The organism is Acidovorax sp. NO-1, from assembly GCF_000238595.1.
Classification (GTDB): domain Bacteria; phylum Pseudomonadota; class Gammaproteobacteria; order Burkholderiales; family Burkholderiaceae_C; genus Acidovorax.
The window spans coordinates 80898-98716 of sequence record NZ_AGTS01000071.1 but is presented as its reverse complement, the minus strand read 5'-3'; the positions used below and the strand labels follow the sequence as shown (position 1 = coordinate 98716).

Sequence of the window (17819 nt, the reverse complement as noted above, 5' to 3'; positions counted from 1 at the left end):
TGGCGCTTATTGCATAAGCGCCCGGGGCCGATTTGTTTAAAACTGCGTTTATTGGCGGCACTGTTCAGGCTTGCGCCCTTGCCGGGTGCGCCTGCCCGTAGGCTCAGAACCCCGGCAGCACCGAGCCCTTGAACTCGGTCTGGATGAACTTCTTCACCTCTTCCGACTGGTAGGCCTTGAGCAGCTTGGCCACCCAGGGCTTATCCTTGTCGGCCTCGCGCACGGCGATCAGGTTGACATACGGCCCCTTGGCGTTTTCCTGCGCAATCGCGTCCTTGCCGGGGTTCAGGCCCGCCGACAGCGCGAAGTTGGTGTTGATGGCCGAGGCGTCCAGGTCATCGAGCGAACGCGGGAGCTGCGCGGCATCCAGCTCCACAAACTTGAGTTTCTTGGGGTTGCTCACCACATCGAGCGGCGTGGCTTTCAGGCCCGCGCCGTCGCGCAGCTTGATCAGGCCCTGGTCTTGCAGCACCAGCAGCACGCGGCCGCCGTTGGTGGGGTCGTTGGGGATGCCGAACTTGGCGCCTTCCTTCAGGTCTTCGAGCTTCTTGACCTTCTTCGAATACAGGCCGATGGGGAAGTTGACGGTGTAGCCCACCGACACCAGCTTGTAGCCACGGTCTTTGACCTGTGCGTCGAGGTAGGGCTTGTGCTGGTAGCTGTTGGCGTCCAGGTCGCCCGCGGCCAGCGCGGCGTTGGGCTGCACGTAGTCGCTGAACTCGATGACCTGGATCTTGAGGCCGTCTTTCTCGGCCACCTTCTTCACCTGCTCGAAGATCTGCGCGTGGGGGCCGCCCGTCACGCCCACCTTGATGGGCTTGTCCTGGGCCATGGTGCGTATTTCGGCGAATGTGACCGGTCATTTCGGCGCATCGTGACCGGTGGGCTGAGCGATGTTCTCAGCGCCGTTTCGGTAACGTGACCGCCCGTTTCGGCGATCGTGACCGCCGTGATGCTGGCGGTGCTGCGTAGGGGGTTGAGTTTACGGTTTTGGAGAGGCTGTCAGGTCTTCATGGGGGTCCTTGATGGTCGTTTTTGAAACGGTTGCAGTGCGCGCCGTGCGGCCCGTTCGTCGCGACTCGCCGTCCAGGCTGAAGCGCCGGCAACTCTGCAGCAACCGGTCCAGAATGGCGTCGGCAACGGTGGGGTCGCCCAGCCAGGCGTGCCAATGCTCGATGGGCAATTGGTGGGCGATGATGGTGGCGCGCTGCCCCACCCGGTCATCGATGACCTCCAGCAAATCGGCACGCGTGGCGGCGTCCAGGTGTCCGATGCCCCAGTCGTCCAGCACCAGCACGTCGATCTTGGCGAGTTGCTGTAGCCAGCGTCGGAAGCTGCCGGCCCCATGCAAGATGCGCAGCTCTTCTGCCAGTCGAGGCACGCGCAAGTACAGCGCGGAGCGACCTTGCCGGCACGCGTATTGGGCCAGCGCACACGCCAGCCAAGTCTTGCCCAAGCCTGTGGCACCGGCCAGGGTCACCGTCTCGCCGCGATCGATCCAGGTGGACAGCGCAAGGCCCATGAGGGCCGGACGGTCCATTCCCCGGATGCCCTCGAAGCTGGCGTCCTCCAAGGTGGCCGAGGGGTACTTGAGCTGCGCCTGTTGCAGCAGACGCGCTCGCTTGCGGTCACTGCGGGCGTAGACCTCGCGCTCGACCAGCAAGGCCAGGCGCTCATCAAAGGACAGATTCAGGCAGTCGGCCTGTTCGTGTTGCTGTTGCAAGGCATCGGCGAAGCCCACGAGTTTGAGTGAGCGCAGCTGGGCGATGGTGGTGTTGTTGAGCATGGTGATGATGTCCTGAAGCCGTGGATTGGAGATAGAAACAATGGTGGCAGTGGCGGCGGCGGCGGCGGTGGCGCCACCTCACTGGTAGTAGCCCGGGCCGCGCAGATTGGCGTGCGCCGGGCTGGTCCAGTCCGACTCGGACTGGGGCGTGATCTGGTCACAGTTGTTGGCCAGCAAGTCACGCACATGGCTGTAGCGCAATGTGCCCAGGGCCAACGCCCGCTCGCAGGCGGCCTCCAGTCGCACCGGGCCGTACCTCTTGGACAGGCTCAGCAAACCCAGGCAAGACCGGTAGCCATGCTCGGGATGCTTGTAGGTCTGCAGCAAACGGGTGATCAACTCACCGCAGGCCACACCGATGCGCTGCCCCCATTCGATCAGGCGCTGTGGCGTCCACTCCATGTGGGCGCGGTGGGCCGCGGGCATGTGTGCCTCCACGGTAGAGAAACCCCCACGCTTGTCGCTGCGCGCGTGGGCGGCCACGCGCTGGCCGCGCAAGAGCAACTCGATGCCGCGCCCGGTCATGCGAGCCTCCAGCGTCTGACCGACCAGCGGGTGCGGTGCGCTGTAACGATGACCGTCGATCTCGACGTGGTAGTCGATATGGACCTTCACGGTCTTGAAGCGCGCGAGTTCATAGGGTTGCTGCGGCAGCGGCATCAGGGCTGGGGCGTCCAGCTCGGCGAACACACTGGCGCGACTGCCCGCCAGCTTCTGAAACGGCCGCTCGTTCAGGCTGGGGAGCAGCTGCGCAATGGCCGCGTCAACCTGAGCGACGCTCTCAAATCGCTGGTGGCGCAGCCTGGCCAGGATCCAGCGTGTGACGACCTGAACCGAGCTCTCAGCCGTGGCCTTGTCGCGCGGCGTGCGTGGGCGCGCAGGCAGCACCGAGGTGCCGTAGTAGCGGGCCAGGTCCTGCACCGTCTCGTTGGCACGTGGCTCGTAACGGTCTGGCGAGGCGATCACGGCACGGGCGTTGTCAGGCACGATGAGCTGCGGCACACCCCCGTAGAAGTGCAGAGCGCGCACCATGCCCTCGACCCAGTCATCCAGGCGCTGCGCGGGCGTGGCGCAGGCAAAGACGCAACTGGAGGCGGCCATGGCCGAGACGAAGACCTGGGCACGGGCGCCATCGCGCAAGGGCACCGTGGAGCCAGCGAAGTCGATGAACAGCTTCTCGCCGGCGCGCCGGTGCTGGCGCATCGAGCGCTTGAGGGTTTGGGCGAAGTCCTTGTAGTGACCGCAGAACTGGGTGTAGCGCCAGGTACGACCATGGGGATGGGCCTCCACGTACTCCTGCCACAGCAGCATGAGTGTCACGCCCTTGCGGTCGAGTTCGCGGTGGATGCGGCCCCAGTCGGGGGTGATGTAGGGCTGGGAGGTGGTGGCCTTGGGCAGCAGGGCGGAGGTCAGTCGCTGCTCGCTCCAATCCTGGACAGTCTCCCAATCCAGGCCAGCAGCATGGGCCAGGCCAACGTACTTGGCCACGGCCCCTTTGGAGATGTTGAGGGTGGCGGCGACTTGCTCGTGAGAGAGGTCGGCCTGCCACTTCAGGCGGATAACGTCTTTGATCATGCGTAGAGAAATTCGAGGTTTGGGCATCCGGCTCCTGAAGGCAAAAGCCGTCGAGGTTAGGACGCCCGGGTTGAGTTCTCTACGCAGCACCGCCTGGCTTCAGATCCCACAAAAACGTGGGCTGAAACGGCGGTCACGATGACCGAAATGATCGGTCACGTTGCCGAAACGGCCGGTCACGATGAACCGACAACGGAGTCGGTCACGATGGGCCGAAATCCTCGGTCACGATACCGAAACCAGCGGTCACGTTGGTCCGAAATACCCAGCCATGGCCCCCGACGAGAAAGTGGCAGCAGCCGCCAGGGCCAGGGCGGATTGCAGGAGAAGGCGCTTGTTGTTGTTCACAGGGAAACCCTTTCGTTGAGAGATGGCTCGCATCCTAGGGTTTTCCCGATAAAACTGGAACAACTAAGTTTTCATTTCATTACAACTCATTCGAATAAGAAGACAAGACCCGTGCACCTCACCCCCCAGCTCATGAGACTGGCGCGCGCCCGGCGAGGGCAGCCGAGCAAGGGCCGCCCCGCAGCGAGGGCTGCGTCCCCCTTCCCGAATCGCGCAGCGATTCGAGAGAAGGGGGAAGTGGCGCAGCCACTCAGGGGGATGTTCCAAGTCACCCCCGCAGCGCCACGTTGTTGAGCTTGTCCAGCCGCTCGGGCCAGGTGCCCTCCACCGTCGCGCCCTGCAGCAGGATGCGCGTCCAGGCCACCCAGGCGTCCCACTGCACGCGCTTGTCCCACGCATTGCCCCAGGCGCTGAACAGGTGCAGCGCGCTCTCGGCGGCGGCCTTGGCGTCGTCCTTGCGGCCAGCGGACAGATACAGCTGGGCCAGCACCATCTGCGGCTCGCCCACCCAGGGGTTGTGGCGCACGGCGCTTTCCAGCACGCCGGTGGCCACGTCCAGGTCCACCAGGGGCTGGTCCTGCTGGATGACGGACCAGTACAGCGACGTGGCCGCCGCCTCGTTGGCGGCAGACAGGTGCTGCGTGCAGTTGTCAAACACGGGCGGCATGGGCAGCAGCCCCTTCAGCCCCGGGTGCTGCAGCGCCTTGGCCAGCCCGTTGATCTGGTGCACCATGCGCCCCGACGGCCGCATGGGCCCGGGCCAGAGCGATGCGGCCCAGTGCGCCTTCTGGTGGCGGTGCTGCACCTCGGGGAAACGCGAGAAGATGTCGTCCTGCCAGCTGAACCACTGCTCGATGGTGTCAGCCATGCTCACGATGATGAAGGCCGCCACCTCGCAGGGCGTGAGCACGTGGTGCTGCCCATCCTTTTGCAGCACCAGGCTGCCATCAGCCTCCAGCGCGTGGGCCAGCACCTTCTGCACAAACTGCGTGCGCGACTGGGTGCAGAACAGGTAGACCAGGTGCTCGGCCGACTCGCCCGCAATCTCGCGCACCCGGGCGCGTTCCTTGGCGGGGTCGAACTTCACCAGGTCCACAAAGGCATTGCCGTACACGCTGTGCAGCAGGCCCAGCAGGCGCACATCACGCGGTTGCTGCCACACCGTCAGGGTGCGTGTCACGCCCACCAGGTGGTGGCGGAACGTGCCCGCCTTGTGCCAGTCCTGGCCCACATTGCGCGCCAGCACCATGGGCAGCACGGGGGCCAGTTCAGCGTCGCGGGCGAGCCAATCGTCGTCCAGCAGCGGCAGTGCGCGGGCAAACAGTTCGGTATCCAGGGGGTGCAGGGGCAGGCTCATGAAAATCGTCTCCGGTTTTGCTATGGGGTGCGCGGGCCGGAGCGTGTGCAGAGGCCCGCATGCGTGCAAGTATCGTGGCTTGCCCCGTTCCGCTGCTGCGGGTGTGGTATCGGCATTCCAGAATCTGAATGAAAATCGACTCCAGGACATAACCATCTTGCGCAGATAGCTATACTTTTAGTAGCATTTTCTGTCACGTGGGATCTCGGCCCATGGGCCGTGTCACCAGGGAGCGCCACCAACATCAGGCGCTTCCCACCCGCTTCTGCGCGCCCATTGATAATATTTCTACATTCGTTGTAATATCGAATCATGAATGAAACCGATGTCATCCGCGCCCTCGCCGCACTGGCGCATGAACTGCGCCTGCGTGTCTTCCGCGCCCTCGTGGTCGCAGGCGAGGCGGGCCTCACACCTGGGGCCCTGTCCGAACAACTGGGCATTGCCTCCAACACCCTGTCTTTTCACCTCAAGGAACTGGCCAACGCCGATCTGGTGACCCAGGAGCGCCAGGGCCGCAACCTGGTCTACCGCGCCGCCTACCCCGCCATGAACGGTCTGCTGGCCTACCTGACCGAGAACTGCTGCCAGGGCACCACCGCATGCCTGGCGGACGACGACGCATCCTGCAGCTGCTGAACACCCCTCCCCCCACCGAAAGGAAGAAGCCACCATGAAGCGATTCCATGTCCATATGCACGTGAGCGATCTCAGCCAGAGCATCGCGTTCTACTCCCGCCTGTTCGCCGCCCCGCCCACCCGCGTCGAAACCGATTACGCCAAGTGGATGCTGAACGACCCCCGCGTGAACTTCGCCATCTCCACCCGGGGCGCAAAGACCGGGCTCGACCACCTCGGCTTTCAGGTGGACGACGCCGATGAACTGGCCGAACTCCGGGCCCGCGCCCAGTCGGCCGACATGGCTCTGCTGGACGAAGGCGCCACCACCTGCTGCTACGCGCGAAGCGAAAAACACTGGGTGACCGACCCCGAAGGCGTGGCCTGGGAGCACTTTCACACGCTGGGAGACATCCCCTTGTTCAATGAGGCTGCAGCACCCAAGGATGCGGCAGCCGCCTGCTGCGCTACCGGCGCAGCTACCACCAACATTGAAGCCACCCCCGCTCACAAGGCCGCATGCTGCGCCCCTGAGGCCACCCCTTCCACCCGCTGCTGCTGACGGGCGCCGCAAAACTTGCAGAGACACGGATCTCCAGGGTTGCACTTCCCTGCAGGTCCGTGCTGCATCGGCCTTGGGGCGAGGGTGTGCGGCTGTGTCACCGAACCGTCACGCAATACATCAATAATTCAACGATCATCGAATCAATTCATCCCTCAGCCCTCAGGAACACCCCAATGAAAGTAGGCATCAACGGCATGGGCCGCATTGGCCGCCTGGCGCTGCGCGCCGCCCTGGGCGCAGCCCACCGCCCCGGCAGCGACCCACGGATCGACAACCGTCTGCAGGTGGTGCACCTGAACGAAATCAAGGGCGGTGCGGGTGCCACGGCCCATCTACTGGCATTTGACACGGTGCAAGGCCCCTGGCGCGCAGCCATTGGCACAACGGGCGACGACATCATCCGCATCGACGAACAACAGCTGTCCTTCAGCAGCTACGCCACCCCGGGCGACATCCCCTGGGGCGAACTGGGCGTGGACGTTGTACTGGAATGCACGGGCAAATTCCTCGCCCCCGAAACCCTGCAAGGCCACCTCGACCGCGGCGCCAAGCGTGTGATCGTGGCAGCGCCCGTGAAGACCGGGAACGTGCTCAACATCGTGGTGGGCGTCAACCACCACCTCTACAACCCGGCCCGCGACCACATCGTGACGGCCGCATCGTGCACCACCAACTGCCTGGCGCCGGTGGTGAAGGTGGTGCATGAAAACCTGGGCATCCGCCACGGGCAGATCACCACCATCCACAACCCCACCAACACCAACCTGGTGGTGGACGCACCCCACAAAGACCTGCGCCGCGCCCGCAGCGCCATGATGAGCCTGGCCCCCACCACCACGGGCAGCGCCACGGCCATTGCACTCATCTACCCGGAACTCAAGGGCAAGCTCAACGGCCACGCCGTGCGGGCACCGGTGCTCAACGCGTCGCTCACCGACTGCGTTTTCGAGCTGAGCCAACCCACCACCGCCGAGGCCGTAAACGCCCTGTTTGCAGCTGCGGCAGCGCAAGGCCCACTGGCAGGCATCCTGGGCTATGACGAGCGCCCCCTGGTCAGCGCCGATTACGCGGGCGACACGCGCAGCTCCATCGTCGATGCGCTGTCCACCATGGTCACCGATGGCACGCTGCTGAAGGTGTACGCCTGGTACGACAACGAAATGGGCTACGCCTGCCGCATGGTGGACCTGGCCTGCCACATGCAGGACGTGGGCATCTGACTACCATGACCAGCACCTTGACGCCCGGCCCGCAAGCCCCCGCGCCCGCAGGCAACGCCGCCGCCCGCAACTACGCCATCGTCACGGCCGCGTACTGGGGCTTTACGCTCACCGACGGCGCGCTGCGCATGCTGGTGTTGCTGCACTTTTACCGCCTGGGCTATTCGTCGTTCACGCTGGCGTTTCTGTTCTTGCTGTACGAGGCCGCAGGCATTGCCGCCAACCTGATCGGTGGCTGGCTGGCCACGCGCTACGGCATTGCCCGCATGCTGGCCGTGGGCCTGACCACGCAGATCATCGGTTTTGCGCTGCTGTCCGCGCTCAACCCCGAGTGGACTGCCGCGATGTCGGTGGCGTGGGTGGTAGTGGCGCAGGGCATCTGCGGCGTGGCCAAGGACCTGACCAAAACGGCCAGCAAGTCGGCCATCAAGATCACCGCCAGTCAGGCCAAGGACCAGGGATCTGGCCAGCTCTTCAAATGGGTGGCATGGTTTACGGGCAGCAAGAACGCCATGAAGGGCGTGGGCTTTTTCCTGGGCGGGCTGCTGCTGGACCTGCTGGGTTTTCGCGGCGCACTGTGGGCCATGGCAGTGCTGTTGGCGCTGGTGCTGGTGGGCGTGGTGCTCTTTGTGCCGCCCCTCATGGGCAAGGCCAAGGCCTCCAGATCCGCCAGGGAGCTGTTTGCCAAAAGCCCCGCCATCAACCTGCTGGCAGCCGCGCGCGTGGCGCTGTTTGGCGCGCGGGATGTGTGGTTTGTGGTGGGCGTGCCGGTGTTTTTGTACGCCTCTGGCTGGACTTTCACCATGGTGGGCGGCTTTCTGGCCGCGTGGACCATCGGCTACGGCCTGGTGCAGGCCCTGGCGCCCCACATCGTCAAGCGCAGCCCCGATGGCCTGAGCGCCGAGGTGCCCGCCGCGCGCTGGTGGTCTGCCGCGCTGGCCATGGTGCCGGTGGCGCTGGCCATCGTCGTCTACCTGCAAGTGCCCCACCTGCAATGGGTGGTGGTGGCAGGGCTCACGGTGTTCGGCTTTGCGTTTGCCGTCAACTCGTCGGTGCACTCGTACCTCATCCTGGCCTATGCGGGCAGCGAGAAAGCGGCCGAAGACGTGGGCTTTTACTATGCGGCCAATGCGGCCGGCCGGTTCATGGGCACGCTGCTTTCAGGGTTGCTGTACCAATGGGGGGGCCTGCTCTACGCGCTGATCGGGTCTGCGGTGATGCTGATCATCTGCTGGCTGGTGACCCTGGCGCTACCCTGCACGCTGGTGCGCCCTGCAGCAGCCCCGGCTTCACTTCAAGGAGACACCGCATGACCGACCTGGAAGCCGTCAAAGCCCTGGCCGCACTGGCGCAGGAGTCTCGCCTGCGGGCGTTTCGCATGCTGGTGGTGGCAGGCCCGCAGGGCGCCACACCCGGCCAGATGGCGCAGGGGCTCTGCATATCGCCCACCTCGCTGTCGTTTCACCTCAAAGAGCTCACACACGCCGGGCTGATCACGCAAGAACGCGACGGCCGCAACCTCGTCTACCGCCCCCGCATCGACGCGATGAACCAGCTGCTGGGTTTTCTGACCGCCAACTGCTGCCAGGGTGAGCCCTGCCTGGACGACCCAACCACAGCAGTGCAGTGCACCGCCTGCTGACCTGCCCAACACCGACCACCCATTTCAAAAGAGGCCTTCCATGTCGTATCGCGTCTTCAATGTTCTCTTCATCTGCACGGCCAACTCGGCGCGCAGCATCATGGCCGAGACCATCCTGAACCAGCTGGGCGCCGGGCGCTACCGGGCCTACAGCGCGGGCAGCCAGCCTGCCGGGCAGGTGAACCCCTATGCTGTGGAACTGCTGCAGCGCAACCGCTTTCACACCGACGGCCTGCGCAGCAAGCACTGGGACGAGTTCGCCCGGCCGGGCGCACCCGCCATGGACTTTGTGCTCACGGTGTGCGACAACGCCGCCGGTGAGGTCTGCCCCGTGTGGCCCGGCCAGCCCTTGTCTGCCCACTGGGGGGTGCCCGACCCCGCCGCCGTACAGGGCAGCGAAGAAGACAGGCAGCGCGCCTTCAGCGAAGCCTTCATCACGCTCAACCGCCGCATCACCATCTTTCTGAGCCTGCCGTTTGACAAGCTCGACAGGTTGTCGCTGCAAAGTGAGCTGCGCCGCATCGGTACCGAAAAGGGCTGACAGGCCCGGCGCGATCGCGCAACCTCCGGGGCCTGGCTGCGTCATGCTGTCGGGCCTTCTGACCTTTCAGACCCGCCCCACCCATCGACCACACAACAACAAGGATTCACCATGGGATTGTTTGAACGTTTTCTGAGCCTCTGGGTGGCCCTGGGCATAGGCGCCGGGGTGGGCCTGGGCCTGGCGGCGCCGGGTCTGTTCCAGGCCGTGGCCGCGCTGGAGGTTGCGCACGTCAACCTGGTGGTGGCGGTGTTCATCTGGGTGATGATCTACCCGATGATGATCCAGATCGACTGGACCGCCATCAGGGACGTGGGCAAGAAGCCCCAGGGGCTCATGCTGACGCTGGTGGTCAACTGGCTGATCAAGCCCTTCACCATGGCGGCGCTGGGTGTGTTGTTCTTTCAGTACCTGTTTGCGCCCTGGGTGGATGCGCAATCGGCCAGCGAGTACATCGCGGGCATGATCCTGCTGGGTGTGGCGCCCTGCACCGCCATGGTTTTTGTGTGGAGCCAGCTCGTCAAAGGCGACGCCAACTACACGCTGGTGCAGGTGTCGGTCAACGACATCATCATGGTGTTTGCGTTTGCGCCCATAGCCGCGTTTTTATTGGGCGTGACCAACGTCACCGTGCCGTGGCAGACGCTGCTGCTGTCCACCGTGCTCTACGTGGTGCTGCCCCTGCTGGCCGGCATGGCCACCCGCCACCTGCTGCTTGGGCGATCACGCGAATCCCTGGCGCAGTTCGTTGCGGCGCTCAAACCGTGGTCCATCGTCGGGCTCATCGCCACGGTGGTGCTGCTGTTCGGCTTTCAGGCGGGCACCATTGTGGACAAGCCCCTGGTGATCGGGCTCATTGCCATCCCGCTCATCCTGCAGAGCTACGGCATCTTCTTCATCACCTGGGTGGGCGCGCGCTGGCTCAAGCTGCCGCACAACGTGGCCGGGCCCGCGTGCCTGATCGGCACGTCCAACTTCTTCGAGCTGGCGGTGGCCGTGGCGATATCGCTGTTTGGCCTGAACTCCGGCGCTGCGCTGGCCACGGTGGTGGGCGTGCTGGTGGAGGTGCCGGTGATGCTGTCGCTGGTGGCCATCGTGAACGCATGGCGGCCCCGCACCCAGGGCTGATGGTGCGCCCCGCCTACCGCGCGGGCTCCATCTGCGGGCGCACCAGCCGCACGGGCAGCTTGCTGGCGCGCGCCACGTCGCCCCGCGCCTCGCCGGTGGCCATGTTGACGGCCCAGCCATTGAGCAGGGCCATCTGGCCGGCGCTGTCACCCTCACGGCTCTGGCGAATGGTGTTGTAGTTGTACTGGTTGCCGCGCACGCCGCTGACGTTGGCGGTGGATGACCAGTACCACAGGTCAGGCGCCGCCGGGAACAGCCGGGCGTCTGCGCCCGCCGCGTTGTGGGCAGCCTTGCCCACCAGCCGCTGCAGCTCTGCCGCGCGCGGCAACCGCCAGGCCACGCCCTCGGCCTGCCAGCGGGCGGTGGCCAGCGCCGTGGCTTCGGCACGGTCCAGCAACAGGGGTTTGCCGGTGCAGGTGGTGCCGTTCCACTGCATGCCTTCCACACAGCGGGGCCACGCCAGTTGTGCCCGCACGTCGATCACGTAGGCGCCATCGTCCGACACACGCCAGTCGGCGCTGCCTTGCTGCTGTGGTGAGGCAACCGCCGACAAAACCCACAGGCCGCCCACGACCGCAGCCAGAGAACGCGCCCGGCGAAGCCGGGGCCGGTATTTCAACAGTGCCATGCGGGCGGGCGAAGCGGAACAAAGGGATGCAGAGGCCATGGGGGTGCGGAGAAAGAACATGCCAGGAACAAGCCCCAGAGCCTAAACCCGTCTAGCGCAACGCGCCACCACGGCAGATCAAGCCCGGGGCCCTGCGGCGGTTGGTATAACCCCCGCATGAGCACCCCCGCCGCACCCATCTCGCTGGTCCGCGCCCTGGAAGAGCGCGCCTTCAACGCCTGGCCCGCGCGGCAGAACGTGTTTCACCGGGGGTGGCTGCTGCGCATGTCAGGGGGTTACACCAAGCGCGCCAACTCGGTGAATGCGCTGGTGCCCGGCGCGCCGTTTGACGGGGTGCGCGAAGCAGCTGCGGCGCTGTATGCGCGGCACGGGCTGCCCACCGTGTTTCGCCTGTCGCCCCTGGCCCCGCCCGAGGCTGACGAGGAACTGGCCGGCGCCGGGTACCGGCACTTCGACCCCTCGCTGGTGCTGCACCGCCCCCTGGCCCTTGCGCAACTGGGCAGGCCCGACGACAGCGTGGTGGTGACCACCACGCCCCCCGATGCGTGGCTGAACGGCTTTGCGGCCGCCAATGGCGTGGCGCCCCACCACCGGGCGCTGCACCGCAGCATGCTGGACGCCATTGCCCACCCCACCGCGTTTGCGCTGCTGCACGCACAGGGCCTGGCCGTAGGCTTTGGGCTGGCCGTGCTGGAACGCGGCGCTGTGGGCCTGTATGACCTGGCGGTGGCGCCCGAGCACCGTGGCTGTGGCCGCGGCCAGGCCCTGGTGCAGGCCCTGCTGCACTGGGCCGCCCAGGCAGGCGCCACATCGGCCTACCTGCAGGTGCGCACGCAAAATGCGCCGGCGCTGCGGCTGTACGAGGGGCTGGGATTCAAGGAGGCGTACGGCTACCACTACCGGGTGCCAATGTGATTAAAATCGGCCTCCAGCTCTTATCCAGCATGCGCCACAAGCTATCAAAACAATAGCAAACGGAGTGCCATTCACCGGTGGCTCAGCCTGCGCACCGCCCAGTCGCCCAGGCTCTGCACGGCCTGCACAAAGAAGATCAGCACCAGCACCACGGCCAGCATGATTTCTGGCAGAAAACGCTGGTAGCCGTAGCGGATGCCCAGGTCGCCCAGGCCGCCGCCGCCAATGGCACCGGCCATGGCCGAGTAGCCGGTCAGGCTCACGAACGTGATGGTCAGCCCCGCCACGATGCTGGGCAGCGCCTCGGGCAGCAGCACCTTCCACACGATCTGGCCGGTGGTGGCGCCCATGGCCTGGGCGGCTTCGATCAGGCCTTGGTCCACCTCGCGCAATGCCGATTCAACCAGCCGCGCCACAAACGGGGCGGCGGCAATCGTCAGGGGCACCACGGCAGCGGCCGTGCCGATGGACGAGCCCGTGATGAAGCGCGTGAGCGGGATGATGGCCACCAGCAGGATGATGAAAGGCGTGGAGCGCACGGCATTCACCAGCCAGCCCACCAGCTTGTTGAGGGGGCCGTTTTCCAGCACCCCGCCGTGATCGGTGAGCCGCAAAAAGACGCCCAGCGGCACGCCGATGAGGCCACCCACGATGCCCGAAATGCCAACCATGACCAGCGTTTCCCACAGCGACGAGGCAAACAGATCCAGCATGGCTGGCGTGAAGTTGTCCAACATGATTGAAGTCTCCCTTTCAGCCTGCCACGGCCACTTCTTGCACCTCGACACCCCCGGCACGCAGGTGCGCCACGGCGCCCCGCACGCTCTGGGCCTCGCCACTGGCATACACCGCCAGCGAGCCAAAGGTTTCGTCCTGGATCTCGTCCACCTGGCCGTGCAGGATGCTCATGTCCACACCAAACTCGCGGATCAGCTGCGACAGGATGGGCTGGTAGGCGCTGTCACCCGCGTACGACAGGCGCAGCAGCTGGCCGGTGCGGCCTGTGCTCAGTTGGCCTGCGAGCTTGCGCACATGGCCGAGCACGCTGGCGGGCAGCTCCTGCGGCAGGATCTCGTCGATCAGGCTTTTGGTGATGGCCTGCTGCGGGCGGGTGAACACGTCCAGCACACGGCCCTGCTCCACGATGCGGCCCGCTTCAATCACGGCCACGCGGTCGGCCACCTGCTTGATGACCTGCATCTGGTGCGTGATGAGCACCACCGTCAACCCCAGCTCGCGGTTGACCTGGCGCAGCAGGTCGAGGATGGAGCGCGTGGTCTCCGGGTCCAGCGCCGAGGTGGCCTCGTCGCTCAGCAGCACCTTGGGGCGGCTGGCCAGCGCACGCGCAATGCCCACACGCTGCTTTTGCCCACCGCTGATCTGCGCCGGATAGCGGTCGGCCAGGGCAGACAGGCCCACCAGCTCCAGCAGCGGGTTCACCCGCGCACGGATGGCGGCCTTGTCCATGCCCGCCAGCTCCAGCGGCAGCGCGGCGTTGTCAAACACGGTGCGCGACGACAGCAGGTTGAAGTGCTGGAAGACCATGCCGATCTCGCGGCGCGCCTCGCGCAGTTGGGCGTCGTTCAGCTGGGTCAGGTCCTGCCCACCCACGATCACCTGGCCCGTGGTGGGCCGGTTGAGTAGGTTGATCACCCGCACCAGCGAGCTCTTGCCCGCGCCGCTCTTGCCGATGATGCCGAACACTTCGCCTGGCTGGATGTTGAGGTCGATGCCGCGCAGGGCCTCGACCGGGCCTTGTGCGCCCCGATAGGTTTGGGTGATACCCCGTAAGTCGATCATGAAAATGCAACAGCGCCGCCCAGGGCAGAAGCCTGGCTGCGGCGCGCAGTGTCTGTGGATTGGGATGCCGGACTGTATCGGCGATTAATAAGAACACAAACGATCAAAAAATCGGGTGTTTAGACATCGAAGTTATTTAAAACGTGATAGCTACGCAAAACAACTTCCAAATCAATAGCTGCCAACGCTTTTCCATCAAGCGCTGGAGGCCGATTTGGCTTGTATTTATGCTGTCATCAAGCTGCGCCCGTCCCGCGGGCGAAAGGTACAGCCCACGGGAGCGTCAGCGCCCCTGCCCCATCGCTGCATGCACCTTGGCCACCAGCGCCTGCGCATCAAAAGGCTTCACCAGCAGTTCCATCTGCGCCCCCAGAAACTGCGGGGTCATGGCGGCCTGCTCGGCATAACCGGTCATCAGGATGATCTTGATGGCGGGAAACTTCTCACGCGCGTAGTCGGCCACCTGGCGCCCGTTGGGGCCGGGCAGGCCCACGTCGGACACCAGCAGGTCAAAGTGCACGGCGCCCGACAGCAGGGCCATCGCGGCACTGCCATTGGCAGCCTCCATCACCTGGAACCCCATGTCGCGCAGCAATTCGACAGTCAACGCGCGCACCGTGTCATCGTCCTCCACCACCAGGATCGAATCGGGGCGGCGCGCACCCGAGAGCGGTGTGATCGGCTGCGCAGGCGCGGGCTCGGCCTCCTGCACCTGCGACCGCACGAAGTACAGCGCCACCGCGGTGCCCTTGCCCTCCGCGCTGTCCAGGACTGCAATGCCGCCCGACTGGCGCATGAAGCCGTAAATCATCGACAGCCCGAGCCCAGTGCCCTGCCCCAGCGGCTTGGTGGTGAAAAACGGGTCGAACGCCCGCGCGATCACGTCGCCTGTCATGCCGATGCCGGAGTCGCGCACAGTGATGCGCACATAGTCACCCGGGTCCAGCCCGGGGATGGCCGCCACCAGTGCGGCGTCAGCCTGCACGTTGTCGGCGCTGATGTGCAGCGCGCCACCACCGGGCATGGCATCGCGGGCGTTGATGGCCAGGTTGACTACAGCGCTCTCGAACTGGCCGGCATCCGTCAGGGCAGGCCACAGTGCTTGTGGCAGTGACAGATGCAGGGCGATGTTCTCGCCGCAGGTGGTCTTGAGCATGGACTCCAGCCCGCGCAGCGATGCACCGAGATCCACCGGTCTGGAGTCCAGCGGTTGCCTGCGCGAAAACGCCAGCAGCCGCTGCGTGAGCCCCGCCGCCCGCTTGGCCGCGGCAAGCCCCGAGTCGATATAGCGCCCCACTTCGTCGTGCCGCCCCTGGGCCATGCGCTGGCGGATGATCTGCAGCGGCAGCACGATGCCCTGCAGCATGTTGTTGAAATCATGGGCGATGCCACCGGTGAGCTGGCCCACAGCCTCCATCTTCTGGCTCTGGCGCAGGCGCTCTTCGGCGTTGCGCAAGGCCTCCTCGCGCAGGTGTTCCTCGGTGGTGTCACGGCCCACGGCCTGGATGAAGCCTTCGCTGGGCACGGCCGTCCAGGCGATCCATCGCTCGCCCCCGTCGCGGTGACGGTAGCGCGCCACCATCTGTCGGCGTTCGGGCTCGCCGGCCAGCCGGGCCATGGCGCTGGCCACCATGTGCATGTCGTCGGCGCAGGCGAACGCGGCCAGGGGATGGCCTACCGTCTCTTCCTCCGACCAGCCCAGGGTCGCCGTCCAGGCGGGGTTGACTGCGGTGATGGCGCCATCGAACCGGGCCACGAGCAAAACATCTTCGGACAACTGCCACAGCCGGTTGCGGTCGGCGGTGCGCAGCGCCACCTGCTCTTCCAGCGATGCCGCCACGTCCCGCCACTGGCGCAGCGCGTGGAACTTGCTGGTGGTCTCGACCACCGTGTCCAGCATACCCACGACCACGCCAGTGTCGTCACGCACGGGGCTGTAGCAAAAGGTGAAGTAGGCGATTTCCGGTTGGCCGAAGCGGTTGATTTCCAGCTCAAAATCTTCAATGAACGTGGCCTCGCCAGCGAAAGCCTTGTCCACCAGAGGCTGGATGGACGGCCATGCCTCGCTCCACACTTCGGAGATCGGGCGGCCCAGCCCTTCGGGTTTGCTGCCCATGATCGGGAGGTAGGCGTCGTTGTAGAACAGGGTGCGCTCTGGCCCCCACGCCAGACAGGCCGGGAAACGCGAGGACAGCATGGTCTCCACCGCAAACCTCAGCACGAAGGGCCACTGCGCAATGGGCCCCAGCGGGGTGCTCGACCAGTCGAAGGCCCGCACCCTTGCACTCATGGCGCTTTGAACATGGGGAAACGCCAGCACGGCGGGCGATGGGTCGGTCATGGCAGTGGGTCCCGCAAGGTGAACGCCGAGTCTACAGGCGCAGGCAGCAAGGCCCCGGGCGGCGCCCCACGCCGTGGCGCGGCCAGCATGCGGGCCGATCAGCCCGCCACGGGGGCCCGCGCATGCACCTGGCGCGAAACCATGTAGCCCAGCACCAGCATGCCCAGCGCGGCCGCGGAAAACACCGGGGGCAGCCAGCCACGGTCCACGCTGAAGGCCACCACCAGTACGCCCGTGGACTGCCCCAGAAAGAGCAGGCTTGCAAACAGCGTGACTGCCGTGCCCCGTGCCTGCGGCGCCATCTGCGTGGCCTGCACCTGCAGCGTGTTGTGCAGCATGTAAAAGCCCAGCCCCGCCAGAAAACTGCCGAGCACCGCCCACGCCACGTCGGGCGCCCAGGCGAGCAGCAGCAAACCCAGCGCAATCTGCGAAGCCCCTGCCAGCGCCAGGCCCCGCTCGCCCAGCAGCGCCAGCCAGCGCCGTGCAAACACGCTGTACACCAGGCCACCCACGCCATACAGCACCATCACGCCGCCCGCCGCCGAAGCCGACAGCCCGAAGCCATCGACCATGCGGGCCGGCACAAAGGCCAGGGTGCCAAAGGCCAGCGCCCCTTCCAGGGCCACCACCGTGAGCACCCAGCGCACGCGCGGCATGCGCAGCAGCGCCGCAGTGCTGGCCATGTAGGCCGCCATGGAAAACGCAGCGGCAGCGGCGGTACTGGGCGAGGGGCCGTCGCGGTGCGTGTCGCCCGTTCGGGCATGGCGCAGCAGCAGCGCTGCGGCGGCAAAGAACATCACCGCCAGCACCCCGAACGCAGTGCGCCAGCCCAGCGTCTCGGTGGCGAAGCCCCCGAACCACTGGCCCGCCATCATGCCCGTCACCGTCGCGCCCATCAGGCGGGCCAGCGTCTCCTGCCGCTGCTCATATGCCACCTGGTCACCGATCCAGGCCATCGACAGCGGAATGATCCCGGCAGCCGCCGCCCCCATGGCCGCGCGTGACACCACCAGCACCGTGAACGTGGGGGCCAGTGCCGTCAGCGCACTGAACAAGGCACAGGCTGCGGTGGCTGCAATGATGACGCGCACCTTGCCCAGCATATCGCCCAAGGGGCCATACACCAGTTGCAGCACGCCATAGGCTACGGCAAAGGCCGCGATGACAGCCGAGGCATCCCCCGTGGTGACCTGGAACTCCCGCGACAGCTCCACCAGCATCGGGTCGCACACCCGCATCGACGCCATGCTGCAAAAAGCAGCCAGGCCGACGAGGCGCAGCATCATGGAATGAGCGGGGGTCATGGCGGGCACCAGGGCGCCAGGGGGTGACGGAGCGGACGCAGCGCTGCGCGC

General features: G+C 65.9%; 16 protein-coding genes and 1 pseudogene. 8 read left to right on the top strand and 9 right to left on the bottom strand.

The features are described 5' to 3' along the window. Positions 1-103 precede the first annotated feature (103 nt). The 4 genes and pseudogenes from KYG_RS07795 to KYG_RS07780 form a co-directional block, all read right to left on the bottom strand. Positions 104-832, bottom strand: a pseudogene (locus tag KYG_RS07795) (MetQ/NlpA family ABC transporter substrate-binding protein); the annotation flags it as partial. Between the two features lie 150 nt (positions 833-982). Beyond that, positions 983-1786, bottom strand: a complete 804-nt coding sequence (gene istB, locus KYG_RS07790) for an IS21-like element helper ATPase IstB (RefSeq protein WP_008904314.1) — start codon at positions 1784-1786, stop codon at positions 983-985. Between the two features lie 78 nt (positions 1787-1864). Beyond that, entirely contained in the window at positions 1865-3388 is a 1524-nt protein-coding gene (istA, locus tag KYG_RS07785) for an IS21 family transposase (protein ID WP_026437811.1), read from the bottom strand. 589 nt (positions 3389-3977) lie between these two features. Further along, positions 3978-5066 carry a DUF6817 domain-containing protein gene (locus KYG_RS07780; RefSeq protein ID WP_008904312.1) on the bottom strand — a complete coding sequence of 363 codons (1089 nt, stop codon included), beginning with the start codon at positions 5064-5066 and terminating at the stop codon, positions 3978-3980. Positions 5067-5378: 312 nt separating this feature from the next. Between KYG_RS07780 and KYG_RS07775 the strand changes: the two genes are divergently transcribed. The 7 genes from KYG_RS07775 (at position 5379) to arsB (ending at position 10780) form a co-directional block, all read left to right on the top strand. After that, a complete protein-coding gene (locus KYG_RS07775) occupies positions 5379-5705 on the top strand; it encodes a helix-turn-helix transcriptional regulator (protein WP_008904311.1) in 327 nt (108 codons plus the stop codon). A gap of 34 nt (positions 5706-5739) precedes the next feature. Next, entirely contained in the window at positions 5740-6246 is a 507-nt protein-coding gene (locus KYG_RS07770) for an ArsI/CadI family heavy metal resistance metalloenzyme (protein ID WP_034693684.1), read from the top strand. A 176-nt stretch (positions 6247-6422) separates the two neighbouring features. Further along, complete coding sequence (locus KYG_RS07765) at positions 6423-7469, top strand: ArsJ-associated glyceraldehyde-3-phosphate dehydrogenase (protein ID WP_008904309.1); 1047 nt, start codon at positions 6423-6425, stop codon at positions 7467-7469. Positions 7470-7474: 5 nt separating this feature from the next. Continuing rightward, positions 7475-8782 carry an organoarsenical effux MFS transporter ArsJ gene (gene arsJ / locus KYG_RS07760; RefSeq protein ID WP_008904308.1) on the top strand — a complete coding sequence of 436 codons (1308 nt, stop codon included), beginning with the start codon at positions 7475-7477 and terminating at the stop codon, positions 8780-8782. Then, entirely contained in the window at positions 8779-9111 is a 333-nt protein-coding gene (locus tag KYG_RS07755; protein WP_008904307.1) for a helix-turn-helix transcriptional regulator, read from the top strand. The genes arsJ and KYG_RS07755 overlap by 4 nt, the downstream gene beginning before the upstream one ends. A gap of 40 nt (positions 9112-9151) precedes the next feature. Continuing rightward, a complete protein-coding gene (locus tag KYG_RS07750) occupies positions 9152-9652 on the top strand; it encodes an arsenate reductase ArsC (protein WP_008904306.1) in 501 nt (166 codons plus the stop codon). A 111-nt stretch (positions 9653-9763) separates the two neighbouring features. Continuing rightward, on the top strand, positions 9764-10780 hold the full coding sequence (gene arsB, locus KYG_RS07745) for an ACR3 family arsenite efflux transporter (protein WP_008904305.1): 1017 nt from the start codon (positions 9764-9766) through the stop codon (positions 10778-10780). Positions 10781-10793: 13 nt separating this feature from the next. Here the strand turns inward: arsB and KYG_RS07740 are convergent, their stop codons facing one another. Next, a complete protein-coding gene (locus tag KYG_RS07740) occupies positions 10794-11447 on the bottom strand; it encodes a DUF1566 domain-containing protein (RefSeq protein WP_237707224.1) in 654 nt (217 codons plus the stop codon). 117 nt (positions 11448-11564) lie between these two features. On the opposite strand from KYG_RS07740, the gene KYG_RS07735 reads away from it, so the two are divergent. Beyond that, positions 11565-12323: an N-acetyltransferase gene (locus KYG_RS07735; protein WP_008904303.1), complete on the top strand. Its 759-nt coding sequence runs from the start codon at positions 11565-11567 to the stop codon at positions 12321-12323. 71 nt (positions 12324-12394) lie between these two features. On the opposite strand, the gene KYG_RS07730 is transcribed toward KYG_RS07735, so the two are convergent. From KYG_RS07730 to KYG_RS07715, 4 genes are all read right to left on the bottom strand, one after another. Continuing rightward, on the bottom strand, positions 12395-13060 hold the full coding sequence (locus KYG_RS07730; protein ID WP_008904302.1) for a methionine ABC transporter permease: 666 nt from the start codon (positions 13058-13060) through the stop codon (positions 12395-12397). Positions 13061-13076: 16 nt separating this feature from the next. Beyond that, positions 13077-14123, bottom strand: coding sequence for a methionine ABC transporter ATP-binding protein (locus KYG_RS07725; protein ID WP_008904301.1), 1047 nt, complete (start codon positions 14121-14123; stop codon positions 13077-13079). A gap of 283 nt (positions 14124-14406) precedes the next feature. Continuing rightward, positions 14407-16464, bottom strand: a complete 2058-nt coding sequence (locus KYG_RS07720; protein ID WP_008904300.1) for a PAS domain-containing sensor histidine kinase — start codon at positions 16462-16464, stop codon at positions 14407-14409. 98 nt (positions 16465-16562) lie between these two features. Beyond that, positions 16563-17768: an MFS transporter gene (locus tag KYG_RS07715; RefSeq protein WP_237707223.1), complete on the bottom strand. Its 1206-nt coding sequence runs from the start codon at positions 17766-17768 to the stop codon at positions 16563-16565. Between the last annotated feature and the right edge of the window lie 51 nt (positions 17769-17819).